This is a genomic window from Epilithonimonas zeae (assembly GCF_900141765.1).
Lineage (GTDB): Bacteria > Bacteroidota > Bacteroidia > Flavobacteriales > Weeksellaceae > Epilithonimonas > Epilithonimonas zeae.
The window spans coordinates 86,570-110,257 of sequence record NZ_FSRK01000002.1; the positions used below are offsets into that span (position 1 = coordinate 86,570).

General features: G+C 35.0%; 23 protein-coding genes. 7 read left to right on the top strand and 16 right to left on the bottom strand.

The genetic code is table 11. The features are described 5' to 3' along the window. Positions 1-231: 231 nt before the first annotated feature. The 4 genes from hemA (at position 232) to hemE (ending at position 4,348) form a co-directional block, all read left to right on the top strand. Positions 232-1,521 (top strand): glutamyl-tRNA reductase, encoded by a 1,290-nt coding sequence (gene hemA / locus BUR19_RS12145; RefSeq protein ID WP_074235734.1) that lies wholly within the window; start codon positions 232-234, stop codon positions 1,519-1,521. Next, a complete protein-coding gene (gene hemC / locus BUR19_RS12150; RefSeq protein WP_074235735.1) occupies positions 1,490-2,398 on the top strand; it encodes a hydroxymethylbilane synthase in 909 nt (302 codons plus the stop codon). The genes hemA and hemC overlap by 32 nt, the downstream gene beginning before the upstream one ends. A gap of 126 nt (positions 2,399-2,524) precedes the next feature. Further along, positions 2,525-3,205 (top strand): uroporphyrinogen-III synthase, encoded by a 681-nt coding sequence (locus BUR19_RS12155; RefSeq protein WP_074235736.1) that lies wholly within the window; start codon positions 2,525-2,527, stop codon positions 3,203-3,205. Between the two features lie 117 nt (positions 3,206-3,322). Next, positions 3,323-4,348, top strand: coding sequence for a uroporphyrinogen decarboxylase (hemE, locus tag BUR19_RS12160; protein WP_074235737.1), 1,026 nt, complete (start codon positions 3,323-3,325; stop codon positions 4,346-4,348). Positions 4,349-4,384: 36 nt separating this feature from the next. On the opposite strand, the gene BUR19_RS12165 is transcribed toward hemE, so the two are convergent. The 4 genes from BUR19_RS12165 to BUR19_RS12180 all read right to left on the bottom strand — a co-directional run bounded on the left by BUR19_RS12165 (position 4,385) and on the right by BUR19_RS12180 (position 6,721). Continuing rightward, on the bottom strand, positions 4,385-4,675 hold the full coding sequence (locus BUR19_RS12165; RefSeq protein ID WP_074235738.1) for a hypothetical protein: 291 nt from the start codon (positions 4,673-4,675) through the stop codon (positions 4,385-4,387). 104 nt (positions 4,676-4,779) lie between these two features. Further along, the gene (locus BUR19_RS12170; RefSeq protein WP_074235739.1) at positions 4,780-5,178 is read right to left on the bottom strand and encodes a hypothetical protein; all 399 of its coding nucleotides are present in this window, start codon (positions 5,176-5,178) and stop codon (positions 4,780-4,782) included. A 98-nt stretch (positions 5,179-5,276) separates the two neighbouring features. Then, on the bottom strand, positions 5,277-5,765 hold the full coding sequence (locus BUR19_RS12175) for a YkgJ family cysteine cluster protein (protein ID WP_074235740.1): 489 nt from the start codon (positions 5,763-5,765) through the stop codon (positions 5,277-5,279). A 2-nt stretch (positions 5,766-5,767) separates the two neighbouring features. Beyond that, the gene (locus tag BUR19_RS12180; RefSeq protein WP_074235741.1) at positions 5,768-6,721 is read right to left on the bottom strand and encodes an ion channel; all 954 of its coding nucleotides are present in this window, start codon (positions 6,719-6,721) and stop codon (positions 5,768-5,770) included. 40 nt (positions 6,722-6,761) lie between these two features. Between BUR19_RS12180 and BUR19_RS12185 the strand changes: the two genes are divergently transcribed. Then, entirely contained in the window at positions 6,762-7,139 is a 378-nt protein-coding gene (locus tag BUR19_RS12185) for a group III truncated hemoglobin (RefSeq protein ID WP_074235742.1), read from the top strand. 223 nt (positions 7,140-7,362) lie between these two features. Here BUR19_RS12185 and BUR19_RS12195 read toward each other — a convergent pair whose 3' ends face one another. From BUR19_RS12195 to BUR19_RS12240, 10 genes are all read right to left on the bottom strand, one after another. Next, complete coding sequence (locus BUR19_RS12195) at positions 7,363-7,707, bottom strand: DUF6122 family protein (RefSeq protein ID WP_074235744.1); 345 nt, start codon at positions 7,705-7,707, stop codon at positions 7,363-7,365. A gap of 1 nt (position 7,708) precedes the next feature. After that, entirely contained in the window at positions 7,709-8,929 is a 1,221-nt protein-coding gene (locus BUR19_RS12200; protein ID WP_074235745.1) for a hypothetical protein, read from the bottom strand. Continuing rightward, positions 8,930-10,963 carry a hypothetical protein gene (locus BUR19_RS12205; RefSeq protein ID WP_074235746.1) on the bottom strand — a complete coding sequence of 678 codons (2,034 nt, stop codon included), beginning with the start codon at positions 10,961-10,963 and terminating at the stop codon, positions 8,930-8,932. 12 nt (positions 10,964-10,975) lie between these two features. Then, positions 10,976-11,644 (bottom strand): hypothetical protein, encoded by a 669-nt coding sequence (locus BUR19_RS12210; RefSeq protein ID WP_074235747.1) that lies wholly within the window; start codon positions 11,642-11,644, stop codon positions 10,976-10,978. Positions 11,645-11,699: 55 nt separating this feature from the next. Beyond that, complete coding sequence (locus tag BUR19_RS12215) at positions 11,700-12,416, bottom strand: DNA alkylation repair protein (RefSeq protein WP_074235748.1); 717 nt, start codon at positions 12,414-12,416, stop codon at positions 11,700-11,702. After that, positions 12,416-13,063, bottom strand: coding sequence for a DUF4919 domain-containing protein (locus BUR19_RS12220; protein WP_074235749.1), 648 nt, complete (start codon positions 13,061-13,063; stop codon positions 12,416-12,418). The genes BUR19_RS12215 and BUR19_RS12220 overlap by 1 nt, the downstream gene beginning before the upstream one ends. Before the next feature lie 12 nt (positions 13,064-13,075). Then, positions 13,076-13,711, bottom strand: coding sequence for a chloramphenicol acetyltransferase (locus BUR19_RS12225; protein ID WP_074235750.1), 636 nt, complete (start codon positions 13,709-13,711; stop codon positions 13,076-13,078). Positions 13,712-13,724: 13 nt separating this feature from the next. Then, positions 13,725-14,999, bottom strand: coding sequence for a cation:proton antiporter (locus BUR19_RS12230; RefSeq protein WP_074235751.1), 1,275 nt, complete (start codon positions 14,997-14,999; stop codon positions 13,725-13,727). A 71-nt stretch (positions 15,000-15,070) separates the two neighbouring features. After that, positions 15,071-16,285 carry a GTPase HflX gene (gene hflX, locus BUR19_RS12235; protein WP_074235752.1) on the bottom strand — a complete coding sequence of 405 codons (1,215 nt, stop codon included), beginning with the start codon at positions 16,283-16,285 and terminating at the stop codon, positions 15,071-15,073. A 168-nt stretch (positions 16,286-16,453) separates the two neighbouring features. Next, on the bottom strand, positions 16,454-18,637 hold the full coding sequence (locus BUR19_RS12240; RefSeq protein ID WP_083600777.1) for a T9SS type A sorting domain-containing protein: 2,184 nt from the start codon (positions 18,635-18,637) through the stop codon (positions 16,454-16,456). 206 nt (positions 18,638-18,843) lie between these two features. Between BUR19_RS12240 and BUR19_RS12245 the strand changes: the two genes are divergently transcribed. Further along, positions 18,844-20,403 (top strand): tetratricopeptide repeat protein, encoded by a 1,560-nt coding sequence (locus BUR19_RS12245; protein ID WP_074235754.1) that lies wholly within the window; start codon positions 18,844-18,846, stop codon positions 20,401-20,403. Between the two features lie 3 nt (positions 20,404-20,406). On the opposite strand, the gene BUR19_RS12250 is transcribed toward BUR19_RS12245, so the two are convergent. Together BUR19_RS12250 and BUR19_RS12255 are read right to left on the bottom strand one after the other, a co-directional pair. Then, complete coding sequence (locus tag BUR19_RS12250; protein WP_074235755.1) at positions 20,407-20,820, bottom strand: OsmC family protein; 414 nt, start codon at positions 20,818-20,820, stop codon at positions 20,407-20,409. Positions 20,821-20,951: 131 nt separating this feature from the next. Beyond that, positions 20,952-21,392: an META domain-containing protein gene (locus BUR19_RS12255; protein WP_074235756.1), complete on the bottom strand. Its 441-nt coding sequence runs from the start codon at positions 21,390-21,392 to the stop codon at positions 20,952-20,954. Between the two features lie 90 nt (positions 21,393-21,482). On the opposite strand from BUR19_RS12255, the gene BUR19_RS12260 reads away from it, so the two are divergent. Next, complete coding sequence (locus BUR19_RS12260) at positions 21,483-23,618, top strand: S46 family peptidase (RefSeq protein WP_074235757.1); 2,136 nt, start codon at positions 21,483-21,485, stop codon at positions 23,616-23,618. The last annotated feature ends 70 nt before the right edge of the window (positions 23,619-23,688 follow it).

Consider the following 23,688-nt stretch of genomic DNA (forward strand, 5'->3'; position numbering starts at 1 on the left):
TCCTGATTTCAAAATAATTTGGTTAAAATTTCCTTAAAATTTCAAGAATTTTTCACTACCCATAAATCTGAATTCCAATTAGAAATCAAAAATTATTACTCTTATAAAAATTCTATTAAAACATTGTTGTTCTTCTATGTTTTTGAACAGAGTTTATAGATTTTATCAATTTTCGAAAATGATATTCAGAAAGAGTCTTTGTTTTAAAAATCGTAATTTTGCAAACTGAAAATGAATCCAAAACATAAATTTCATCAAACATCAGATTTTGCAGTTCTAAGCATCAGTTATGAAAAAGCTGATGCAGAAATCCGTGGAAAATTTGCTTTTTTTGATGACCACATAAAATCTTTTGCCAACAAAATCCACGAAGAGGATTTGGGCGATGCGTTTGTGGTTTCCACTTGCAACAGAACCGAAATCTATTCTACGACCAAGAATTATCTTCATATTGCAGAATTGTATTGTAATACGGTTGGTGTTCAGCTTTCAGACTTTTTGAAATACGTCAATGTTATTCAGCGTGAGGATGCTTTGTTTCATCTTTTCCGGGTTGCAGCAGGTTTGGAAAGTCAGATTATCGGCGATTTCGAGATTGTTTCTCAAATCAAGAACGCCTATCATCGATTCAAAAAGTATAAAGATTTTTCTAATCCTTATTTGGAACGCGCGATTAATTCATCGATTCAAATTTCAAAAAGAATCAAAAACGAAACTGGAATCAGCACTGGTTCAGCTTCGGTTTCTTATGCAGCGGTTCATTATATTTTGAACAACACCAGACATCTCCACGAGAAAAACATCTTGCTTCTTGGTGTTGGAGAAATTGGACAAAACACGATTGAAAACCTCGTGAAGCACGTTTATCAGCCAAAAATCAAAATCGCGAACCGTTCTTTTGAAAAAGCTGAGAAAATTGCAGATAAATATAAAATTCCACAAATCGATTTCAATCTTTTTCCTGAAGAATTGAAACAAACTGATGTTCTGATTGTCGCAACCGGTGCTCAGAAATATATTATTGATGAGTCTAATTTCCCAAAAGATAAAGAAATGCTTGTCATCGATTTATCAATTCCGAATAACGTTCAGAAGGAAGTGGGAAATTGGGAAAATGTGACTTTGATAGACGTTGATCAACTTTCACAAACCATCAAAGCAACGATGGAACAACGCAAAAAAGAAATCCCGAAAGCAGAAGGAATCATCAAAGAAATGGCGAAGGAATTTGTGGATTGGGAAAAGAAAAGAAAACTGGCTCCGAATATCAATCAGTTCAAAAATTCTTTGAAACAGATTGAGGAAAATGAGATGCATAACATCCATAAGAAATTCCATTATGCAAAAATCGAGGATATGGTTTTATCTAACAATTTAGTACAGAAAATCACAAACCGATTTGCAAAATATATTCTGGAAAACCCTTCCCGTGCAGACGAAATCACGAAAATAATGGAAGATATTCTGGACATTCATAAACAAGAATCCGATGACGACAATAAAAATAGGAACGAGAAATAGTCCGCTTGCACTTTGGCAGGCTCACGAAGTTGAATCGAAACTACAGAATCTGGGTTTCCAAACCGAGATTGTTCCTATCCTAAGTTCTGGCGACAAAAATCTGGACCAACCGCTTTATGCCTTGGCGATCACAGGCGTTTTTACTAAAGATTTGGACATCGCTTTATTGAATGATGAAATTGATATCGCCGTTCATTCTTTGAAAGATGTTCCAACACAATTGCCGAATAACATTCAGATTTCTGCCGTTTTGGAAAGAGACTTCCCTGAAGATGTTCTAGTTAGAAATAACGATGCCGAACCTTTAGATTTGGAAGTTTTGAAAATCGCCACAAGCAGTTTGAGAAGACGTGCTTTTTGGTTAAAACAATTCCCAGAAACCGAATTTACCGACATCCGCGGAAACGTTCAAACCCGTTTGAAAAAACTGGATGATGGCGTTGCCGATGCGACTTTATTTTCTCTTGCAGGAATCAAAAGAATGAATATTGATGTTCATTACGAGCAAATTCCGTTTATGTTGCAAGCGCCTTCACAAGGTGTTGTTGCGATTGCCAGCAAAATCGATAATCCAGAATTGAACGATATTTTAAAATCGATTTCTCACCAGGAAACTGAAATTTGTGTTAATATAGAAAGAGAGTTTCTGAAAACTCTTGAAGGCGGTTGCACAGCTCCAATTGGCGCAAAAGCTGAGATGGTTGATGGACAAATTAGATTCCTTGGAAGACTTTGTTCGCTAGACGGAAAAAACTGCATCGAAACCGACGAAATTTTTGAGTGGAACGATTCTGAAAACTTCGGAAAAAAAATCGCATTGAAAGTTTTGGAAAACGGCGGGAAAGAATTGATGGAAGAAATTAAAAAAAGTCTGTAATTGATTTAACGCAAAGGCGAAATTAATATTCATCTCAAATATTCAAAGTCGCCAAGTTTGAAAATTTGCAACTTTCTTTTTAATCTCAATTTTAAATATTTTTTGCGCCTTTGCGATGAGAACAAAATGAAAATCCTTTTTACAAAATCACTGGACATAGAAAAGGTTTCTGAGAAATTAGGAACAGGTTTTTCGATCGATTTTGTTGATGTCATTAAGACGGAGTTTATAAAAACTAAATCTTTCGGGTTAAAAAACAATTCCTTAATTTTCACGAGTGTGAATGGCGTAAAAGCTTTTTTTGAAAATGGATTTTCTGCCAACGAAAATTTTGCGGAACCGAAAAATTACAATAAAATTTATGTGGTAGGTTCGCAGACGAAAAAGGAACTGAGAAAACATAATTTTGGGACTTTTAAACTTTGTAGGAATGCCCACGAACTTTCGCAGTTTATTGTTGAGAACTCAGCGAACGAAAAGTTTTTGCATTTCTGCGGAAATATTGCACTTGATATCTTGGATGAGAAATTGCCATTGCAAAATATTTCCTACAAAAAAATCCCTGTTTATAAGACAAAACTACTCTATCCGAAAATCGATGAGAAATATCAGGTGATAGTTTTTTTCAGTCCGAGTGGAGTTCGTAGTTTTGCTAAGTTTAATAATTTTGACGATGTCAGGATTTTTTCGATTGGAAAAACAACAACTTCGGAAATTGAAAAACTAACTGATAATAAAATAATTACAAGCTCGAAAAATACTTTAGCGGATTTGTTGAATTTGATTAAAAGTGAAGCTAATTTTTAGCTCGCAGATTATTCAGATTTAGCAAATTTTTAAGTTGTCGCATTTTTTGCAATATCTCAAATTAATGAAAATTGAAACGTTGCAAAATGCAGTAGTTGAAAATATTTGAAAATAAAAATGATTAAAAACGACCTATATTTAAAAGCACTTCGCGGGGAAACCGTAGAAAGACCGCCAGTTTGGATGATGAGACAAGCCGGAAGATACCTGCCGGAATTCATCGCTTTGCGCGACAAATACGACTTTTTTACAAGATGTCAAACGCCGGAATTGGCTTCGGAAATCACGGTGCAGCCGATTAGAAGATTTCCTTTGGACGCGGCGATTTTGTTCTCCGATATTTTGGTGGTTCCGCAAGCAATGGGAATCGATTTCAAAATGAAAGAATCAGTTGGCCCTTGGCTGGATGAACCTATCAGAACCGCTCAACAAGTTGACAACGTCATTGTTCCTGATGTGAATGATACTTTGGGTTACGTTTTTGATGCGATAGAATTGACTTTGGAAAAACTGGACAATGAGATTCCTTTGATTGGATTTGCGGGTTCGCCTTGGACGATTTTCTGTTATTGCATCGAAGGTAGAGGTTCTAAGGATTTCAATATTGCGAAATCGTTTTGTTTTCTACAGCCGGAAGCAGCGCACAAATTACTACAAAAAATTACTGATACAACAATTGCTTACTTAAAAAGAAAAGTTGAAAAAGGTGTTTCTGCTGTTCAAGTTTTCGATTCTTGGGGCGGAATGCTTTCACCGGCTGATTATCAGGAATTTTCTTGGCAGTATATTAATCAGATTGTTGAAGCGCTTGCACCATTGACGCACGTTGTGGTTTTCGGAAAAGGTTGTTGGTTTGCATTAGACGAAATGACAAAATCTAAAGCTTCTGCAGTTGGGGTGGACTGGACAATTACGCCGGAATTAGCCAGACAATTCACGAATAATGCCGTGACTTTGCAAGGGAATTTTGATCCTTCAAGATTGCATTCTAAGCCGGAAACGATTAGAAAAATGGTTCACGAAATGATTAACCGTTTTGGGAAAGACAAATATATCGTCAACCTCGGACACGGGATTTTACCCAATATTCCAGTAGAAAACGCCGAAGCTTTTATCAAAGCCGTGGTGGAATGGAAAGCATAAACAATTTAAAAAGGAGCAAAATAATTTGCTCCTTTTTTATTCTAATTGTCCGGGCGCCGGTTGTGCTTGCGGTTTTGTTGTTTCGTCTGTAACACCATCTCTGCGTGGGATTGCTGGTTGAGCCACTTTTTCATCTGCCTCTTTTTGTCTTTGCTCAATATTTGCGGTGTCTACCATTTTTGGAGTGTTACTTTTTTGAGTAGACTTTGTTGATTTGAGCACGGTCGTCTTTGTGGATGATTTAGTTTCTAATTTTTTTGTTGTCTGAGCGGTAATCAAGACTGTTCCGAAAGTAAGAAAAGTGGCTGTCATTAATATCTTTTTCATAATAATTTATTTTTGTATTAATTACATTAACCCAAATATCAAACCAAATTTTAAAAATAAAAAACCAGAGCAATTATACTCTGGTCATTTTTAATTTTAAAATCCTATCTTGTTGGATTCGGATTTGTTGGACTTGTTGGTTCTAACGGTTGTTGAGGATTGGTAGAATTGTTTGGATTCGTTGTGTTTGGATTCTGCAAAGTTCCGTTATTTGGTAACGTATTGTTCGGGGTTTGCATTGTTCCATTATCCGGCAAAGTCTGATTTTGTCTCAGTCTGTCCGGGTTGTTCTGCATTTTTTGTTTGTTATTAATTGTTGCAGTGTCAACAGTCCTGTTCATTCCGTTGGGTTGAAGGGTTTCAGGAGTTTTCTGATTCATTTTGTCAATCTTTTTCTCCTTGCTCGTTTTATTAGTTCTTGAGGTGTCTTGTGGCGGTGTTACCTGTGCGGTAACGAACATTGCTCCGAAAATCATCAGACCGCCTGCTATTAACTTTTTCATAATACTTTTATTTAGTGTTGATTATCAAGACCAAACATTAAACCAATATTATGTTAAATTCGGAAATTATAAGATTTTTGGGAAAACTTTAGGATAAGCTATTTTTCCAAAACTTGTCTCATTTTCTCCACAAAGACATAAGTTGCAGGACAAATTAAGGTATTCTTGATTGTGAGATTATTAATCTGATAAATCTTCTTCCGGTCTGTGTGAGGATATTCTCTACAAGCTTTTGGACGAACATCATAAATTGAACAAGTGTTGTCATCATTCAGGAAAAAGCAAGGTAAGTTTTGAAGGACTTTATCATTGTCTTCATCTACTCTCAGAAATTTCGACTCAAAATCGGCTTGTTTCATCCGCAGATGTTTGGAAATTCTCTCAATATCTTTCTCTGTGTAAAGCGGACCGGTTGTTTTACAACAATTCGCACAGCTGAGACAATCGATTTCTTCAAATGTTTCTTCGTGCTTTTCCAAAACCAAATAGTCCAGATTTTTTGGTGGTTTCTTTTTGAGTCCATCCAGAAATTTTCTGTGTTCTTTTTGTTTGAGTTGAGCTTGCTGTTTATAGAAATCGAGGTTCATAATTAAGAAATGTTTGGTAATGGTGCAGGAAAATTACTATTAATCAAATCCAAATTAAGGACGGTAAATCTATTGGTTTCATCTGGCGCATACATTTTTTCGAACTTGGCTCCGTAAATAATTTCGTCTGAGGTGTAACTCGTTCTCTGAACCACATCGCTGGAAAATATACTATCAAAAGCCTTCACGTGAACGATAATTTCTATATCCGTATTTTTCAGATCATCCGCATTTAATCCATAAAACGGAGATTCTTCATCTATATAATGTACGATGGTCCAATTCAGAATCAAAGATGTGATTTTTGTGACTTCGAGTTTAAGATTGTAGAATGAACTTTTAGTCTGTCCATTTTCTGTGACTTCGAAGGAAGTTAAAACCGTAATACTAGCATCCGTAAGCGAAGTATTTTTGAATGGCGCCATCCGGAACATCAATCCCGTTTTGTCTTTGTGAGGTGATATCAGGGCGACATCACTAAATTGCAAAAAAGCTCTTGGACGCGAAAAACGGCCGTAAAAAAGACCCGTCGCAATGGCAAATGCCAACAATCCCAAGAAAGCTTCAAAGGTCGCCACCAAACTAGCCAGAAAACCGACCGGTGCAATCCGTCCGTACCCAACCGTGGTAAAGGTTTGGGAACTGAAAAAGAACACATCCGTAAACTCGTTTTGGAAATTGCTTTTGTCAATACCAGTCAGGTGTTCGATCCCAATTGAATAATAAATAAGTGCAAAGATAAAATTGACAACAATATAGCTCCCGATCAACAATCCAATAAACTGCCATCTTTTCAGGTTCAGCATCGTATGATACCAGCTGTAACGATTCAGGATATTGATGCCTTTCTTCTTGATATTCGGATAACCGTCTTTGTTGATAAATCTGCCTGAAAAATTATCCCCAAAACCAGTGTCTTTGGTTGAATTTAATCTGGAAAAACTGAATTTTGACATAATTGCAAAATTACATTTTAATTTGTTTTAATTTTGAAAAATGAAAGATATTCAGACACGCGCCGATGTAGAATTTTTGGTCAACAAATTCTATGACCAAGTTATAAAAGATGATTTAATCGGATTTTTTTTCACAGATATCGCAAAAATTGACCTCAGCAAACATCTTCCGAAAATGTATAATTTCTGGGAAAGTATTCTTTTAGGAAATCCTGTTTATGAAGGTCATCCAATGGCGAAACACTTTCCAATCAATGAAGTTTCGGCTTTGGAAGAAAAACATTTTAATCGTTGGTTACAGATTTGGGAGAAAACGGTTCACGATAATTTTGAAGGCGAAAATGTTGAAAACGCCATCGCAAGAGCTCTGAATATCGCCAGAATTATGAGTTTCAAAATGTCGAATGCTAGGAATTAATATTTTAAATGCAAAGCCCGCAAAGTTTTTTTGACTACTCTATGTTTTTTAAGATTCACAAAGGCGTAAAACTTATCAAAGAAAACACACTTCTAAACGTTGAATCACACGCAGCCCGACTTGAGCGGAAATCCTTTTTTGCGTGTACAAAAGTTATATTGAACCTGAAATTGTCTGCAAAAAAGATTGGGAGCGGAAGGCGGATTAAGCTGCCCCAATAATTCTAAAAATTCAGATGATGTAGCTGGCAATCTATCCAATCCGTTAACATATGAAAGAGCAAACCAACGCTAATCATTCTTGGAACGCCTCTAAAAAACAACAACAGAAAATAGACGCCCATCGCCCAATAGGTGTGAAACGGATGAAAATTGATACTGCATCTGTCCGGTGCAAAAATCGGTGTGCTGAGCAAATGGTCAGCATCTACGAGCATTGTCCCAAGCATTATGAAATAAGCTTTTTTCCAGTCTTTCCTAAAAAAGATGTAAGCCAACACAATGGGAAAACCAAAATGCATAAAATAATGGATGATTGTTTTTAATGATAAAATTTCTGAAACATTCATCTTATTGGCTTAATATAAATGGTAATTTATCTTTTTTTAATTGCAGTTTCAGGTAATAATAATCTCCCTTGTTGCCATAATAAAGGTAATTTACTTTTGAAATCGATTTTTTGTCGGAGGGCGAAAGTACTTTTAGTAAATCAACGAATAATAAATTATTTTTAAGCAATATAAAACTGCCTGATGGCGATTCTCCAAAATTTATATTTTTCCGAGTGGATTGAATCGAAATCTCAAAGGAATTTTTCTTGATTACATTGGGTTGAAATGGAATTGCTGTGAATTGATTTTCTGCATTAATCCATTTCTTATCTTGAAAATAAGACCAAAGTTTCTCAACATCCGAACTTTGTACATTAATCGTATAATTAGGTTGTACCAACTTCTGATAGCTGACTTTTTCTACCTCGTTGAAATTATCATCATAAGCATAACTCACAATCTTGTCATTAACAGATTCTAATTCTGAAATCGCACTAACGGAATTGATGTCAATCGAATCAATCAGATTTTCATTAAATAATTTTGAGACGATTTTAGCATTTTTAGAATCTAATTTCAATTTTAGAAACTGTGTTTGCTTTTCCAAATCCGAGATTTGTGATGAGAAAATATCCTGAACGGTTTTGGTTTTGATTTCGATATTATCGTCATTCAGATAGACCGCAAACTTGTGAATTTTAGATTTTGCAAAATAAGACACGCTCGCAACCGAATTATTAATCAACTGGTCAGCGTATAAACCTTTGGTTTTAGACTTAAGAATCAAGTTTGATTTTTCCTCGAACGAAGAATTTGAAAAGCCGATAACACATTTTGAAGCTTCTATTTTGACAGAAAATCTATCTTTTTTATAAATATTATTTTCTGCTATTTTGAAACCTTTTCCCTTTAAAAATTCAAGAAAATTGTCTTTATTCTTAATTTCAAAAATGCTGTACCACTGCGAAAAATTGGTGTTTTCTAAATGAAAAATCTGGATATAATCCGGAATTATCAATCCATTTTTTTTGGAATTCAATCTAGAACCTTCAAACCAAACAGATGGATGTTTTAGTGACGAGAAAAAATATTGCTCTTTTAATTTTTTAACATCAATCAAAACTACAGCATCTGCATCTTTGGGAACCAGCTTCAAATCTTTGTCCTTGAGAGACCAGAAAAAATAGCCAACGATTGCCAACACAAAAACAATCAGAATAAAGACCAAGATTTTCTTCATTTATAATTCCGTTGATGTTTTTGGTTCCGTCAGCTTAATAATGTCGTTGCAGAAATCAAAGAAATACATCAAACTATTGTCCGAAGAATTAGGCGTTGTGTAATTGATCTCTGTTTCGATACTTTCTTTTTTCGGTTCCGATTTAAAATCGAAATCGCCCATATTTTTCCTGAAAAGATCCAAACTTTTTTTATCCGATCCGGTTTTGAATTCCTGCTCCAAACCATTTAAAAATCTTCTCATATCAATTTTTCCATACACAGGAAATTTAGATGCATCTTTTGCAAATTTCTCAGTTGTCGAAGATTGTTTTTTAGCAAGTAGATTACTTGGAGAAGTCGCCAGATAAACGATTCCGTCTTTTACGGTAAAACAAAGCTGATCGATATAGGTATTATTTTTCGCATCATTTTTGAAGAAATAAACATCGCCATTTTTCACAAATTTTTTCGCTAATTCTTTGCTGGTTGACAAAACATTGAAAACTCTTTTCCAATAATTCTCGTTATCCGTCGCAAAAGCAAAAGTGAAATCCGGAACTACAACATCCTTCATTTTTTTGACTTCTTTGCTGTTGTAGTTTTCATCATATTCGTAATCTGTGTATTCAACTTTTTTGGTATTGAGTTCATTCAGAACAAAGATTCCGTTACCTGGCGCAATTTTAGAAATCGCTTCTTCATCCAACACAATTTTTACAGTTTCTAATACGAGTTCTAGTTCTTTTTGATATTTGGAATTATCATCAGAATTACTCTCAAAGAAACTGTACATCAAGTCAAAATACTTGTATCCATCGATATTAATTGCATAGTAACCAATACTTTTATCATTGATTAAAGCTGTCAGTTTTTTATTCTTTTTACCTTTGTAAACCGCAGCCATATTTTTCTGAATGTCAGGATTTTTATGCTGATAATTGCTGACCAACCTCACTTTATTCTTTTCAAAATAAAGATTGTAGAATGTGTTAGAATCATAAAAATTATCGATAAAACCGCCCAATTTATAAGCGCTCATCATCTTTTTGTAAAGTCCGTTTTGGAAAATCTCACCATAACTCACAAAAGCAAAAACATCTGACTTTGCATCCTGAAAAGCTACCAATTTTTTAGGAACTTCAATTTCTGTCCCCGCATCAAAATATTTATCAAAATCAATCTCAGCCAAGGATTTTAGAATCTTAAAATCTGCAGCTTTTATCGAGTCCATTTCTTTTTGATAAGCCAAGTCCTCTGCTTCCTCATTATACTCTTCCGTAGGTTTTGCAGATGCAACTTCTTCCGAATCTAAGTTTTCCGTAGTTTTTTGCTCAGGATATTTGTGGTGTTTTTCCAAGTATTTGATATCTTTCTGGAGACGCACAATTTCCTGTTGATGTTCTTTGATATCTTCTTTCTGATATTTGATTTCGTCCTTTAGATATTTGATTTCTTCTTTGTAATCAAATGGTTTTTCTGGCTCATAATAAGTTGAATCAACAGCAGCGATAGAATCTGTAGCTATAGCCGCAGAATCTATTACAACAACAGAACTATCTTGATCATTCCACAAGACTTGTGGGAATTTTTTGGTGTAAGTTATGAGGCTCATCACCGCTTTTTTATCATTCCATGCAACAAAAGATTCATTGTTAAGATGGACGTAAGAATATTTGTCTTTCTTGGTTACTTCCAATTCTTTTTTGGCAGAAGTATTCAAAAAATTCAGAAATTTTTTGGAATCTTTTAAAATCAAATGTGCCGTGTAAGTTTTTACAGTATCATTGAAAACAGCATAATGGTATTGCTTAGCATCGTTTTCTAAACCAATATCAGAAAAGTCTTTCCAGCTTGGTTTTTCAGCACTATTTTTATTTAAATCTTGTAAAATTGGATTGAGTTTCTGCCAGTCAACTTTGCCATTCAACTGTTTTCCATTGACTTCCATATAAAACAAAACATTGTCCGGAACCTGAATTCTGCTTTGCGAAATAGCAAAACTGAAACAGAATAATAAAAATAGGAATAGAACTTTCTGTAAAATTGATTTCATAGTTTGTTGTTTTTATTGCAGTGTAATATTATTTTGAACTTGTTTTTTCTGAAGGATAAAATCTAAAATTGTTCCATCCAATTTCATCGCTTTTTTGCTGGGCGAGATTTTATATTCGGAATTGGTTTGAGATTTTATCAGATTTTCGAATTGTAAAATCGAGGTGTAAGTCGCATTATTAAATACTTCTTTATCTGCAGAACTCATTTTATCATATTCGGTTTTGAAACTGGAAATTTTATTTCTTACCAATATTTTCTCCAACAAATTATTTTTATAAAGCTGAGTCGGGATCATTTTTCCAATAACATTTTTCGATTTCAACAATTCCAAACCAGCATTGATATTTTCAATTTTCTTGAAATTACAACTCAGTTTAATAATATAATTTTCTGCATCGAAAAACGTTTTTACATTGCTGATTCCTGCAACGGTTTTGAAAATTGCAGAAGCGTCATTCAGTTTTTTATCAATTTCGGATTTCTTGGGAACTTTTTTACCGTTGATGGTTTCCATTTTGGAGATAGATTGCAGACGTGTCTTGCTTTTGCTGGCATTCAGAATTACAGAATATTCTCCGCTTCCATCGGCTTTCAAACTAATTTTATCGATGATATCAAAGCAACTTGTCAAGCTGAGAAAAACAAAGAAAATAAAACTATATTTTAAAATAACTTTCACAGTATAGATATTTAGTAAACTAATTTTTATGAATAAATTCGGAAAATGTTGATTCTCAGATTCTGCCTTTCAAATAATCTTGCCGAAGTTCTTCATCCAATTTCTCAATGGCATAACGGAGACAAGTTCTTGGCATTTCTTTATAATGAAGATCCAGAAAGTTCAACAATTCGGATTCGTTCATTTTTCCCATTTCGCGGAGAAGCCAGCCGTTGGCTTTGTGCATCAAATCGTGTGGATGTTTCAAATTTTTCAGGGCAAATGTTTTTGTCAGTTCAAATTCTCTTTTCTTAATGTGAAACATTGTTCCAACAATTGCCATTCGTTTTTCCCACATATCATCAGAATCTGACAGTTTTTCAAGGATTTTAGAATCTTGATTTTCAAAACAATACCGACCTAAAATTTTATAACACGATGTATCAACCAAATCCCAGTTATTGATGTGTTTTGTATGTTTCAGATAAAAATCAATGATCTCTTTTTGCCGAATTTTATCCTTAATCTTCTCGAATTTGTAAACCAACATCAATAAAGAAGTCAGACGATGTTCGTGAATTTTTGAAGACAATAACTCACTTAATTCTTCAAGAGATATTTTATTATAAAATTCTTTCGCAATGCTTCTTTGGTCTGGAACTGTAACGCCAATAAATATATCGCCTTCGCCATATTCGTCTTTTCCCGTTTTGAAAAATCTGGGAAAGAATTCTGCTTTTTCGGGAATAGCAAGAATCTGGAGAGCTTGTTTTATATCGTCTAATATTTCCATCAAAATCCGCCGACCAATTTTATATAAATTTTAGAATCTCCAACCGAATAAGTTGTTAATATGCTTCCATCTGCCAAATCTGTCATTTCTTGCTTAAAGTCAGAAGGGCTTGAGGATCTTGGTAAACTTGAGATTTTACTTATCATATCTCCAGCAAGTATAACACATATTGGAGAATCTTCTGATTTTCCTGTGCCACTATTTTCTATAGTTTGGTCTATTAAATCATTTTGTAAATAATATAAATCGCTCTTTTCTTTATTACCTAAAGCTTTATAAATATAAGATAATTCTAAAGCAACACCTTTTAACAATGGATTCTTATTATATTTTGTCTGAGCATCTTCAACAATTTTCAAAGCTTTATTTTTTGACATTCCTAATTTTGCCAATTTCCAAATCTTTTCATAATCCTGATTATAATCTCGCATTTGATATTCAGACTCTATAAACCTGCTTCCGTAATACATTTGATTCAATTCTTGCTGAGTCAGTTTAGCCGGTTCCATTTTGAAGATTTCTAAATAATCGTAATAATAAGTTTTAGGGTTTTCTAAAACTTTTTTTTTAATTTCTTCAGTATTGATTTGACAAAAAGCAGATACATAAAGAAGTAAACTAAAGAAAGCTATTATTTGTTTCATCATTAAATGGAAATTTTAATATTTTTTCAAATTTAATTGGTTCTGAAATTCTTCCAAATATTTTGCAAGATGAAAACCATCCATCAAACCGTGATGCGCTTCCACAGAAATCGGCAACATTTTCCGTCCATTCTTTTCAGAGAATTTTCCAAAGACAATTTTAGGAATTGATTCTTTTGGGTCAAAATCTGTCGGATGAAGCAAACCTGTAAAACTGGTCCAAGGCATTGTCGAATGTCGGATGTGATTCGGTGATAATTCCTCATTTCTGATTCTTAAACCTGTGGAGTTTTGAACCTCATCAATTTCTTTCTGTAAATTTTGGTTAAATATTTGAAAATCATCAGAATATTCGAAGAAAGAAAAACCAAACGTCCCGTCATTTCTGGCAATCGTAGAACCTACGTGAACAATATCGAATGCTATAACTTCATCATTCACAATTCGATAGCCAAATTCTTCAACCGAATTAATTGCCTTCATCGATTTGTGAAGATAATGGGCGAAGAAAGACTCGTTATTTTCTTTAGCAAATTGATAAGTTTCTGTACAATCAACTTCGGTAACGATTCCAAAATAAGGACTTTTCATTCCGGAAAAAAATTCAAAATGTTCTTTTCTCTTCCAGTTTTCAACATCAATAGTTTTCATTTCTAAATTTAGATTAATGAATTTCTTCTTCTAATATTTTTTCTTCTGTAGCAATTTTCTTAGGATTTGCGACTTTTGCAATCGTCAATCCCTGAACTATAATTGAAAACACAACTACACAATAAGTGATGCTGATGATAATCTGGCTGTATTCATTAATCGGAATTGATAACGCCAAAGCGATAGAAACACCGCCACGGATTCCTCCCCAAACCAAAACTTTCACAGTTTGCGGACTGAATCGGTATTTGAAAGCCATAAACTTTGTCGGAACAAAAATCGCCACCCAACGTGCCAACAAAACGATTAAAATACAAATCCCGCCTGCTACTAAATATTCATTTAAATCTTTGATTAACAGCAATTCAAACCCGATAAACAGGAATAGAACAGCGTTCATTATTTCGTCAATCAATTCCCAAAATTTGATGAGATAATCTTGCGTTTCAGATTTCATTTTGAAACTTTCGCTGAAATTCCCCATAAATAATCCGGCAGCAACCATCGCCAAAGGTGCAGAAATATGCATCTCGTGAGCAATCAAATAACCGCCCATAACCACTGATAATGTGATTAATACGGAAATAATATAATCATCCACAACCCGCATTGCCCGCGAAGCCGAATATCCGAGAAGAACTCCTAAAAGCAAACCTCCGCCCGCTTCACGAAGCAAAAGCAAACCGATATTTTCGACATTCAAATCGATTTCTTTTCCGATGGCAATTTGTAAAACGACTGTAAAAACAACAACCGCCATACCGTCATTAAACAAAGATTCCCCAGCAACTTTGGTTTCCAAAGATTTTGAAACTTTGGCTTGCTTCAAAATACTCAGAACCGCAACTGGGTCGGTTGGAGAAATCAGCGCTCCGAAAACGATACAATAAATCAACGGCATCTGAACACCAACCAACGGCAAAAGATAATAAACACCAAAACCAACAGCAAAGGTAGAAATGATAACACCAACAGTAGAAAAAATCACAACTGGTCCGAATTGTTCCTTCAAATCTTTGATGTTAATATGAATTCCTCCCGCAAAAAGCAGAAAGTTAAGCATCGCGCCCATCAGAACTTCAGTAAAGTCGAAGCTGTGTACTAATGCGGTTAAATGTGAAGTTGTCTTTGGTAAAAAATTATCGCCCGATGCCACCAACGTTACAGAAACGATAATCGCAATCACCATTATCCCGATTGTACTTGGTAATTTGAGAACGCGATAATTGATGTAGGCAAATAAGGACGCTAAGACGATAAGAACTGAAAATGAGTAATATAACTCCATTAATTTTTTATTTTGTGTTGATCGTTAAGATTCTCCAATTGATTCAACTTATTTAAATTTATTTTATATTCTTAATTTTCTTCCTCGTCCTCAAAATATTCGAACAACAAATCATTGTAAGGGAAACGTGAAATATGAATCCTGTGAACCTCATCATAAATCATTTTTTTCATCTCAGGGAAATTCTGTTTGTTAAGCGCAGAAATGAAAACCGTCGGATATTTTGATTTTGCCATCCACGTTTTTTTCCATTCTTCCAAAGAAATATTCTTTTTGGACGAAGGCGTCAAATCATCTTCGTCTTTCTTCTCATAACTGAAATCATCAATCTTATTGAAAACCATAATCATTGGTTTCTGATGTGCATCAATCTCCTGAAGAATCTGATTAACAGAAGCAATGTGATCTTCGAAACTATCGTGAGAAATATCGACAACGTGAACTAACAAATCTGCTTCACGAACCTCATCCAAAGTGGATTTGAAAGATTCTACTAACTGAGTAGGCAATTTTCTGATGAATCCAACCGTGTCCGTTAAAAGGAATGGAAGATTCCCAATCACGACTTTTCTAACAGTTGTGTCAAGCGTTGCAAACAATTTATTTTCAGCGAAAACATCGGATTTTGACAAAGCGTTCATCAAGGTAGATTTTCCAACATTGGTGTAACCTACCAAAGCAACACGCACCATCTTGCCACGGTTTTGTCTTTGGGTTCCCATTTGTTTGTCGATAACTTTCAATTTATCCTTCAGCAAAGTGATTCTGTCGCGGATAATCCTTCTATCGGTTTCTATTTCCGTTTCTCCAGGACCACGCATTCCGATTCCCCCTTTTTGTCTCTCAAGGTGGGTCCACATTCTAGTTAATCGCGGTAAAAGATATTGATATTGAGCTAATTCTACTTGAGTTCTTGCGTAAGAAGTTTGAGCTCTTTGGGCAAAAATATCGAGTATAAGATTGGTTCTGTCTAAGATTTTAACTTCCATATCACGTTCCAGATTTTTTAACTGGGAAGGCGATAATTCGTCATCAAAAATCACAGTTCCAATTTGGTGTTCTTTCACGTAATCACGAATCTCCTCCATTTTTCCCTTCCCTACAAAAGTTTTGGAATCCGGCTGAGATAATTTTTGAGTAAATCTTTTATCAACTGTAGCTCCGGCTGTGAAAGCCAAAAACTCCAATTCGTCCATATATTCTGTCAGTTTATCCTCATCCTGATTTTGGGTGACTACACCTACCAAAACCGCTCTTTCGTACTGATGTTCTTTCTTTTCTAACATTTAAAATTTATAATTTTCTGATTCTCACAAGATACTATTTTTAGACAAAAAAACCAAAGGTTAAGTTTCATAATAACGAAATGGTTATATGCGCAATGAAAAATCTGCGTGCAAAAAAAAGGCCGTTCCCAATAAGGAACAGCCTAAAAAACACAATTTTAAACAATTTTATTTTTTGATAAGCTTGAAAGCCTTCACTTCATTTCCGCTGCCTACTTTCATAATGTAAATTCCGGAAGCCAGTTTGGAAAGGTTTATTTCTGCATCTTTTTGATGCAATTCTTTTTCAAAAACCTGTTTGCCTGACATATCATAAACACCTATATTGTTAATATCCTTAATGTTAGAAACTTTCAAAATATCTTTTACCGGATTTGGATAGAAAGAGATTTGATTTTTAGAGATCTCTGTTGTGCCAAGGATCTTATTAACGTTTACATTAAATACACAAGTATCTATTATAGCACCTTCGTATACAAGGTTATGGATAACAACAGTATTACCTTCAGGAAATGCAGCTCCAGATTCTAATCCTTGAACCAAAACAACTTGTGGTTCTGAAGTCTCACAAACATAGCTCACCTTGAAAACGCCATCAAAACCTTCTTTTGCTGTCCAGTTCTGTCCATCCCCTGTTGTAAATGCAGTGGTTCCGTTTGATAAGGCCGATTTTATTTCCCAAGAAACCAACGGCCCCTGCATATTAATGGCAACCCAATATTTCCCCGATGTCAATTCTAATACCTCAGGCAATTTGATAACCGTTTCATATGCTGTTCCACCGGTAGTAGTTCCTATCTCGTTTTGTGATTCGATCGTTGGCGTAGCATAATTCATAATCAACTCTCCCGGTTTGCCATTATTATCTTTATAGAATGCAACAGTGGCTCCGTAAGAGAATCTGATCAAATGAGGAATTACTTTATCGATTTTCAAAGTTTTTCCAGCAGGAATCACAAAGTCGTTAGCTACAGTATTGAAGTTTGAAGCCGGCATCCAGTTTTCATAATTATTTCCAGGATAGTCTATGCCACAACTGGAGCTTCCTTGAGAACCGCAATTGAATGGCAAATTGTAATTTACGACCGCAGTTTCTCCTCCTGGGATTGTATTCACATTAATATCTGAAGGACAGTTAAAAGCACATCCTGGATCTGCAATACCACCAGAAATATTCAAAGTATAATCTTCCGCTTGTCCGGAATTGTAATAATAACCTGAAGCACCTGTTGGCCAAAACATAGAATATTCTGTGGCTGATTGCATTTTCAGAACCCTTATTCTTGTATTCCCGTTGATTGCATTTTGCGGAACTGTTATTGGGAATTGTGTGAATTTATCATCTACACCAGAAGATGCGAAAATATAACCTTCACTGATGATTTCATTGCTTTCATCCAGAATACCGTTGTGATTCCAGTCAACGAAAAGAGTATAAGTATCCGGCGCATAATCTACACGGTTTTTACCCTTGATTTTTACATTGTAAGTTTGACCTGCTTGTAGATCGAACACTTTATCTGTCATATCTTCATAGAAAGCAGAACTATTTGGGTCTGAATTGTAGCCCACATCATTCACTTCGAAACGTGTTATTGGTGTTGACGGAATGCCATTGTCCACATTAGAAATTAAATCATACGACTGTGGACTGGGGTTGTCTGGCAATACCCTAAATTCTGTTGTACCGTAGAAATTAGTTTCAAATTGCTCTACATTGATTCTCCAGGTTCCTGCTACATCAGGCATCGTATCTCCCCAAGGATAAGTTGGCGTATTTCCATTGAAATCAATATCAAAATTTCCGTTGGCATCTGCATAGTATTTTCCGGTAATTCCTGAGCCAGACTCGTTCGGAGAGAAAATATGGACCACAACTTGTGCATTCGGTTCAATATTTTTGGCGTGTAGTTTTATCCCAAAGTTAAAAAACTGTTGCATTGTCAATGTTTTATTAGAAACTGAAGCTTCCAATACTTCATTTTCATTTGCGACAACTTGTAATGTCGCGGTTGCAGTTTTTCCTTGTCCATCTATTGCCTTCACTGTATGAGCACCTTTCAAAGAACGAATCATCTTGGCGCTTATCTGTACAGAAAAATTCCCTTGAGCATCAACGGTTCCTGTAAAATCTCTCCATCTTTCCCCATTTGCGTCAGTATCATAAACTGTAACTGTAGAGTTAGGAGAAAATCCAGTTCCAACAACAGGAAACCCGCCTGACCAATACCAAAATTCTTCAATTGTATTTGGTTCATCGGAAACCAAAGAAGTATCCAATGTAATCTGCTGTGCGCTAGTTATGCCGAACATAAATAGAAACAGCCACTTAAATAGTAATTTCACATCCATTTTTAAAAATATTTTATAATTATTGAGACAATATTAGAATATCATCAAAGAATTTGAATATTCGTTGAGATAACAATATAACTACTAACAAAAAATCAGAGGTAACATTATATATACAATTGATTTAAAATTTTGAAAATCAATTAATTAAAAAAGTAATTTTTTTTGAAATTTATTCTTCCTATCTTCGGGTCATATTTCTGAAAATGCGTTGGGCTTTTTGTGTTTTTTTAACTTTTAACCTGATATTTGTTTCCGGTCAGACAAGTCTTTCCAAAGACCCGGACAATTACGCCACTACTCTTCTGAAGCAGACGGTGGATTATATGCAAACCAACAGAACAAAGGCAATGAGTTATCTGCAAGAAGCCCTAAAGCTGGAAAACAAATTGGCAGACAGCACAAAAATCAGTCTGTATGTTACTGCAGGAAACACATATAAAGATCAAGAATCTTACTACCAAGCGCTTAATTATTATTACAAAGGATTAGAAATCAACAACAAAACAAATTCACGTGATTCTTATTCTATCTTAAATAATATTGGAGGTTGTTATTACCTAATGGGAAATTTCAAGAAGGCTAGACAGTTTTGGGAACAATCGCTTAAAAAATTCGAAAGCAGTAAACCTGATGAGAAATCTGTAGAAGGCTCAATTATTTACAACAATCTCGCAGTTCTGGAAAAAGAACAAGGAAATTATGCCCGAGCGTTGGAAATGCTGAAAGAATTCAAGACTCGGAATACGGTTGCAAAAGACACGCTTAACATTATTATGGCTTATGAAAATATTGCCAACGTTAATCTGAAATTAAAAGAAACCGAAACCGCAGTCGATAACCTGAGACAAGGCATCACTCTGGCAAAGAAAATCAAATCGCCTTACGACATTGCAAGTCTTTACAACATCTTGGGAAACATCTACCTCAACAATATTATCAACAGAGATTCTGCATTATATTATTTGAAAAATTCATACGACATTTCAGAAAAGAGTAGCTTTTCTGATTTAAAGTTGTTTTCATCGGAAAATTTGGTAAAACTATTCGAAAAGGAAAAAGATTACAAAAATGCATTGCAATATCTTCATACGGCAAAATCATTATCCGAAGCTTCCATCAATCAGGAAAATAATAAAAAAGTAAACCGATTGGAGATTGAATTCAATGAAAAAATGACCCAAAATGAACTTTTAGCTTCTCAAACCAAAAGAGAGCGCTTTTTTATTTTCGGAATTGTCTTGCTTTTATCTTTCTCGGTTATCATCTTTTTATTATTCCAATTACAGAAAAATAAAACAGCCAAAAGAGTTGCCGAAAACGAATTATTAGCCAAGAAATTAGAAGAAAAAAACAAAGAGCTTACGAATAGCGCTATCCAAATGTTGCAAACTTCAGAAATTATCCAATCCACACAAAAAGAATTGAGCGAGCTGAATTCAGGAACGGAAATGTCGGATAATAAAATATTTCACATTATTTCTGAACTCAAAAAAAGTTCAAAAGGCTTTGGAAAAGATGAGTTCTATAAGATTTTCATGGAAACCGAAGACCAATTCTATAAAAAACTCCTGAATGAATTTCCCGACTTGACTAAAAACGAATTGAGACTTTGTGCTTTCCTTAAACTTAATTTATCGTCAAAAGAAATTTCCGACATTACACACCAAAGTCCCCACAGCATTGTAGTTGCGAGATCCAGACTTAGAAAAAAATTAAGACTCTCCAATTCAGAAAGTCTTAATAATTTTTTGATTAAATATTAGCGTTTAGCTAAGTAAAGTAGCAGTCAACGATTTTTCGAAACTGAAAGCCTGACTTACAGGACAATTTTCCTTGGCATCTTTTGCAATTTTCTGGAAATCATCTTCTGAGATTCCGGGGATTTTTGCATTTAAAGTCAATTCTGACAACGTGATTTTTCCATCAACCAAAGAGATTTTACAATCTGTTTCCAAAGATTCTGGAATAAAACCTGCTTCTGACAACAGAGCTGAAGTTTTCATTGTAAAACAACCCGCGTGAGCTGCTGCCAACAATTCTTCCGGATTGGTTCCAACACCGTCTTCAAATCTGCTTTTGAAGGAATACTGAGTTTCATTAAGTGTTGTACTTTGCGTTGTCAAAACGCCGCTTCCGTCTTTTACAGTACCTTTCCAGACTGCTTTTGCACTTCTTTTCATAATTAATTTTGTTTTGGATTTATATTATTGATTGTATTATTTTTTATCGCAAAGGCGAAAGTTTTTTTTAAGATTTAATGTTTTAAGTCGCAAATGACAATCATTATCGTTTATAATTTCTCATTAATTTCTCAATCCCAATCTTGCTCAACAAATTTCATTTTGTCGCCGTTTGCATTGGATAAAGTTAAGAAATGTCCTTCGATTTTGTACTCTGTCATATTTGGTAAAGCTTTTCCGAATGAGTCTTCTAATTTCATTCGCCCATCACAATACATCATTGTGGAACCAACGCCTGAGAATTTTGCTTTTCCATTATTAAATTCTGCCGTGAAAAACATTCCGTTGCAACCCATTTTTGCGGTGTAACGATTGGGCGATTCTGTATTTTTCGTCAAATCAATATGAGCTTCCAACTTTACCAATTCTTCCTTGGTAAAATCTTTGTATTCAACGAGCATCCACTTTTTGTGAAGATTCTGCATTCCTGACATAGAATTATTTGATGATTTACAAGAAACTGTAAGTAGTAATATTAATGATAAAATACCGATTGACTGTAGAAATTTCATACTTTAAAGTTTGCCTAATCTCTTATCCAAATTCATACCATTAGATTTAAAATAATGAGTAAATTAGCCCCATTAAAATAAATTTCTATTATGAAAAAAATATTTTTGGCGCTGACTTTTTTATTGAGCTTTGCGCAAATGAGAGCAGACGAGGGAATGTGGCTTCTGATGCTCGTGAAACGTCTGAACGGCGTGGATATGCAGAAAGAAGGTCTGCACTTGACTCCGGAAGAAATCTATTCTGTCAACAACTCTAGCTTAAAAGATGCCATCGTAAGTTTCGGCGGATTCTGTACTGGAGAAATGGTTTCTGACAAAGGATTGATTTTTACGAATCACCACTGTGGTTACGATGCTGTTGCTGCAGCTTCTACACCTGAAAAAGATTATTTGAAAAACGGATTCTGGGCAATGAAACCGAATGAGGAATTCAATGCAAAAGGTCTTTACGTGAGATTTTTGGTAAGAATGGATGACGTTTCTGAAAGAATCAATGCAAAATTGAATAACAATATGTCTGCAGCAGACAGAAAAGCGGTTATCGATGCAGAATATAAAGCTATCCAAACAGAAAATTCTGAGAACGGAAAATATACTGTTGTTGTAAGAGATTTTTTCAACGGGAACGAGTTCTATTATTTTGTTTATCAAGACTATAAAGATATTCGTTTAGTTGGTGCTCCGCCTTCATCATTAGGAAAATTCGGTGGTGATACAGACAACTGGGAATGGCCAAGACACACTGCAGATTTCACGGTTTTCCGTGCTTATGCAGATGCCAATGGCAACCCAGCAGAATACTCTGAAACCAACGTTCCTCTGAAGCCAAAACATCATTTACCAGTTTCTCTTAAAGGTTACAAGCCTGGAGATTTTACAATGATTCTTGGGTATCCTGGTAGAACCAACCGTTATTTGACGTCTTACGGAATCGAGCAAATGGTTGACAAAGATTATCCGGCATGGGTAGAAGCTTCTAAAGTGGCGATGGATGTGATGAAGAAGTATATGGACAAAGACAAAGCGACTCAATTAGATTACGCTTCTCAGTACGCAAGTGTTGCCAATTACTGGAAAAACAGACAAGGAACGATTGACGCTGTTAAGAAAAACGGAACAGTTGCTGAAAAGAGAAAACTGGAAGAAACATATAACGAATGGGCGGCACAATCTCCGAATGAGCAAACTTATTACATTGTTTTACCAGAAATTAAAGCTTATTACAATCAGGTTTCCGGAAGAAATGTAGAGAGAAACTATGGTGGACTTTTACAGAGAAATGCGCATTACATCGCAACAGCTTATCAGTTAGGAAGTCTTTTCAAAACGTATGCTGACCAGGACGAAGCTGGAAAAGCAGCTATGAAAACGAAAGTTCTTGACGCTGTTGATAAAGCTTACGACGGTTTTCACGATAATGTTGAAGGCGAAATGCTGAACTCTCTTGCTTCTCTTTACAAAACAAGAGTGGCTAAAGAATTTGCTTCTCCAACTATTTTGGCTGCAGATGTAAACAATCTTTCAACTTTGGCTTATGAGTCTGTTTTTGCTAATAAAAAATCGGCTTTAGCTTTTGTAGAAAATCCTGACAGATTGAAAATCGATGCTGATAAATTGAGACAATTCGCAAATGGAGTTGTTGAAGACCAAAAATTAGGATTGGAAAAATTTGCTAAGGTAGATGAGAACTTTGCTAAAAACAGCAGACTTTTCTTAGACGGACTTAGAAAAGCTCAGCCTGAGAAAAAATTCTATCCGGATGCTAACTCTACAATGAGATTGACTTACGGAACGATTGAAACACTTCCTGTAAGAGAAGACAGAAACTATAAAGGAATCAAGGAAAACTATTATACCGACATCAATGGTATGGTTGCTAAATACAAAAAAGGCGACGAAGAATTTGACCTTCCTCAAAAAGTTCTAGACCTTGCTAAGAAAAAAGATTACGGACAATATGCTGATAAAAAAGGCGGATTTATGCCTATCAACTTCTTGTCTAATAATGATATCACAGGAGGCAACTCAGGTTCTCCAATTATCGATGGAAACGGTCACTTGATTGGTCTAGCTTTCGATGGAAACAGCGAAGCTTTGAGTGGTGATATCGTTTTCGAACCACAATTGCAAAGAACAATTAATGTTGACGTTCGTTACGTACTTTGGGTAATTGACAAATATGCTGGCGCGACGAGATTAATAAGCGAGCTGACATTAGTAAAATAAAAATATTTCAATATTTTTTCTAAATCCACCAAAATTTTGGTGGATTTTTTGTTGCAGTAATATCCAAAAC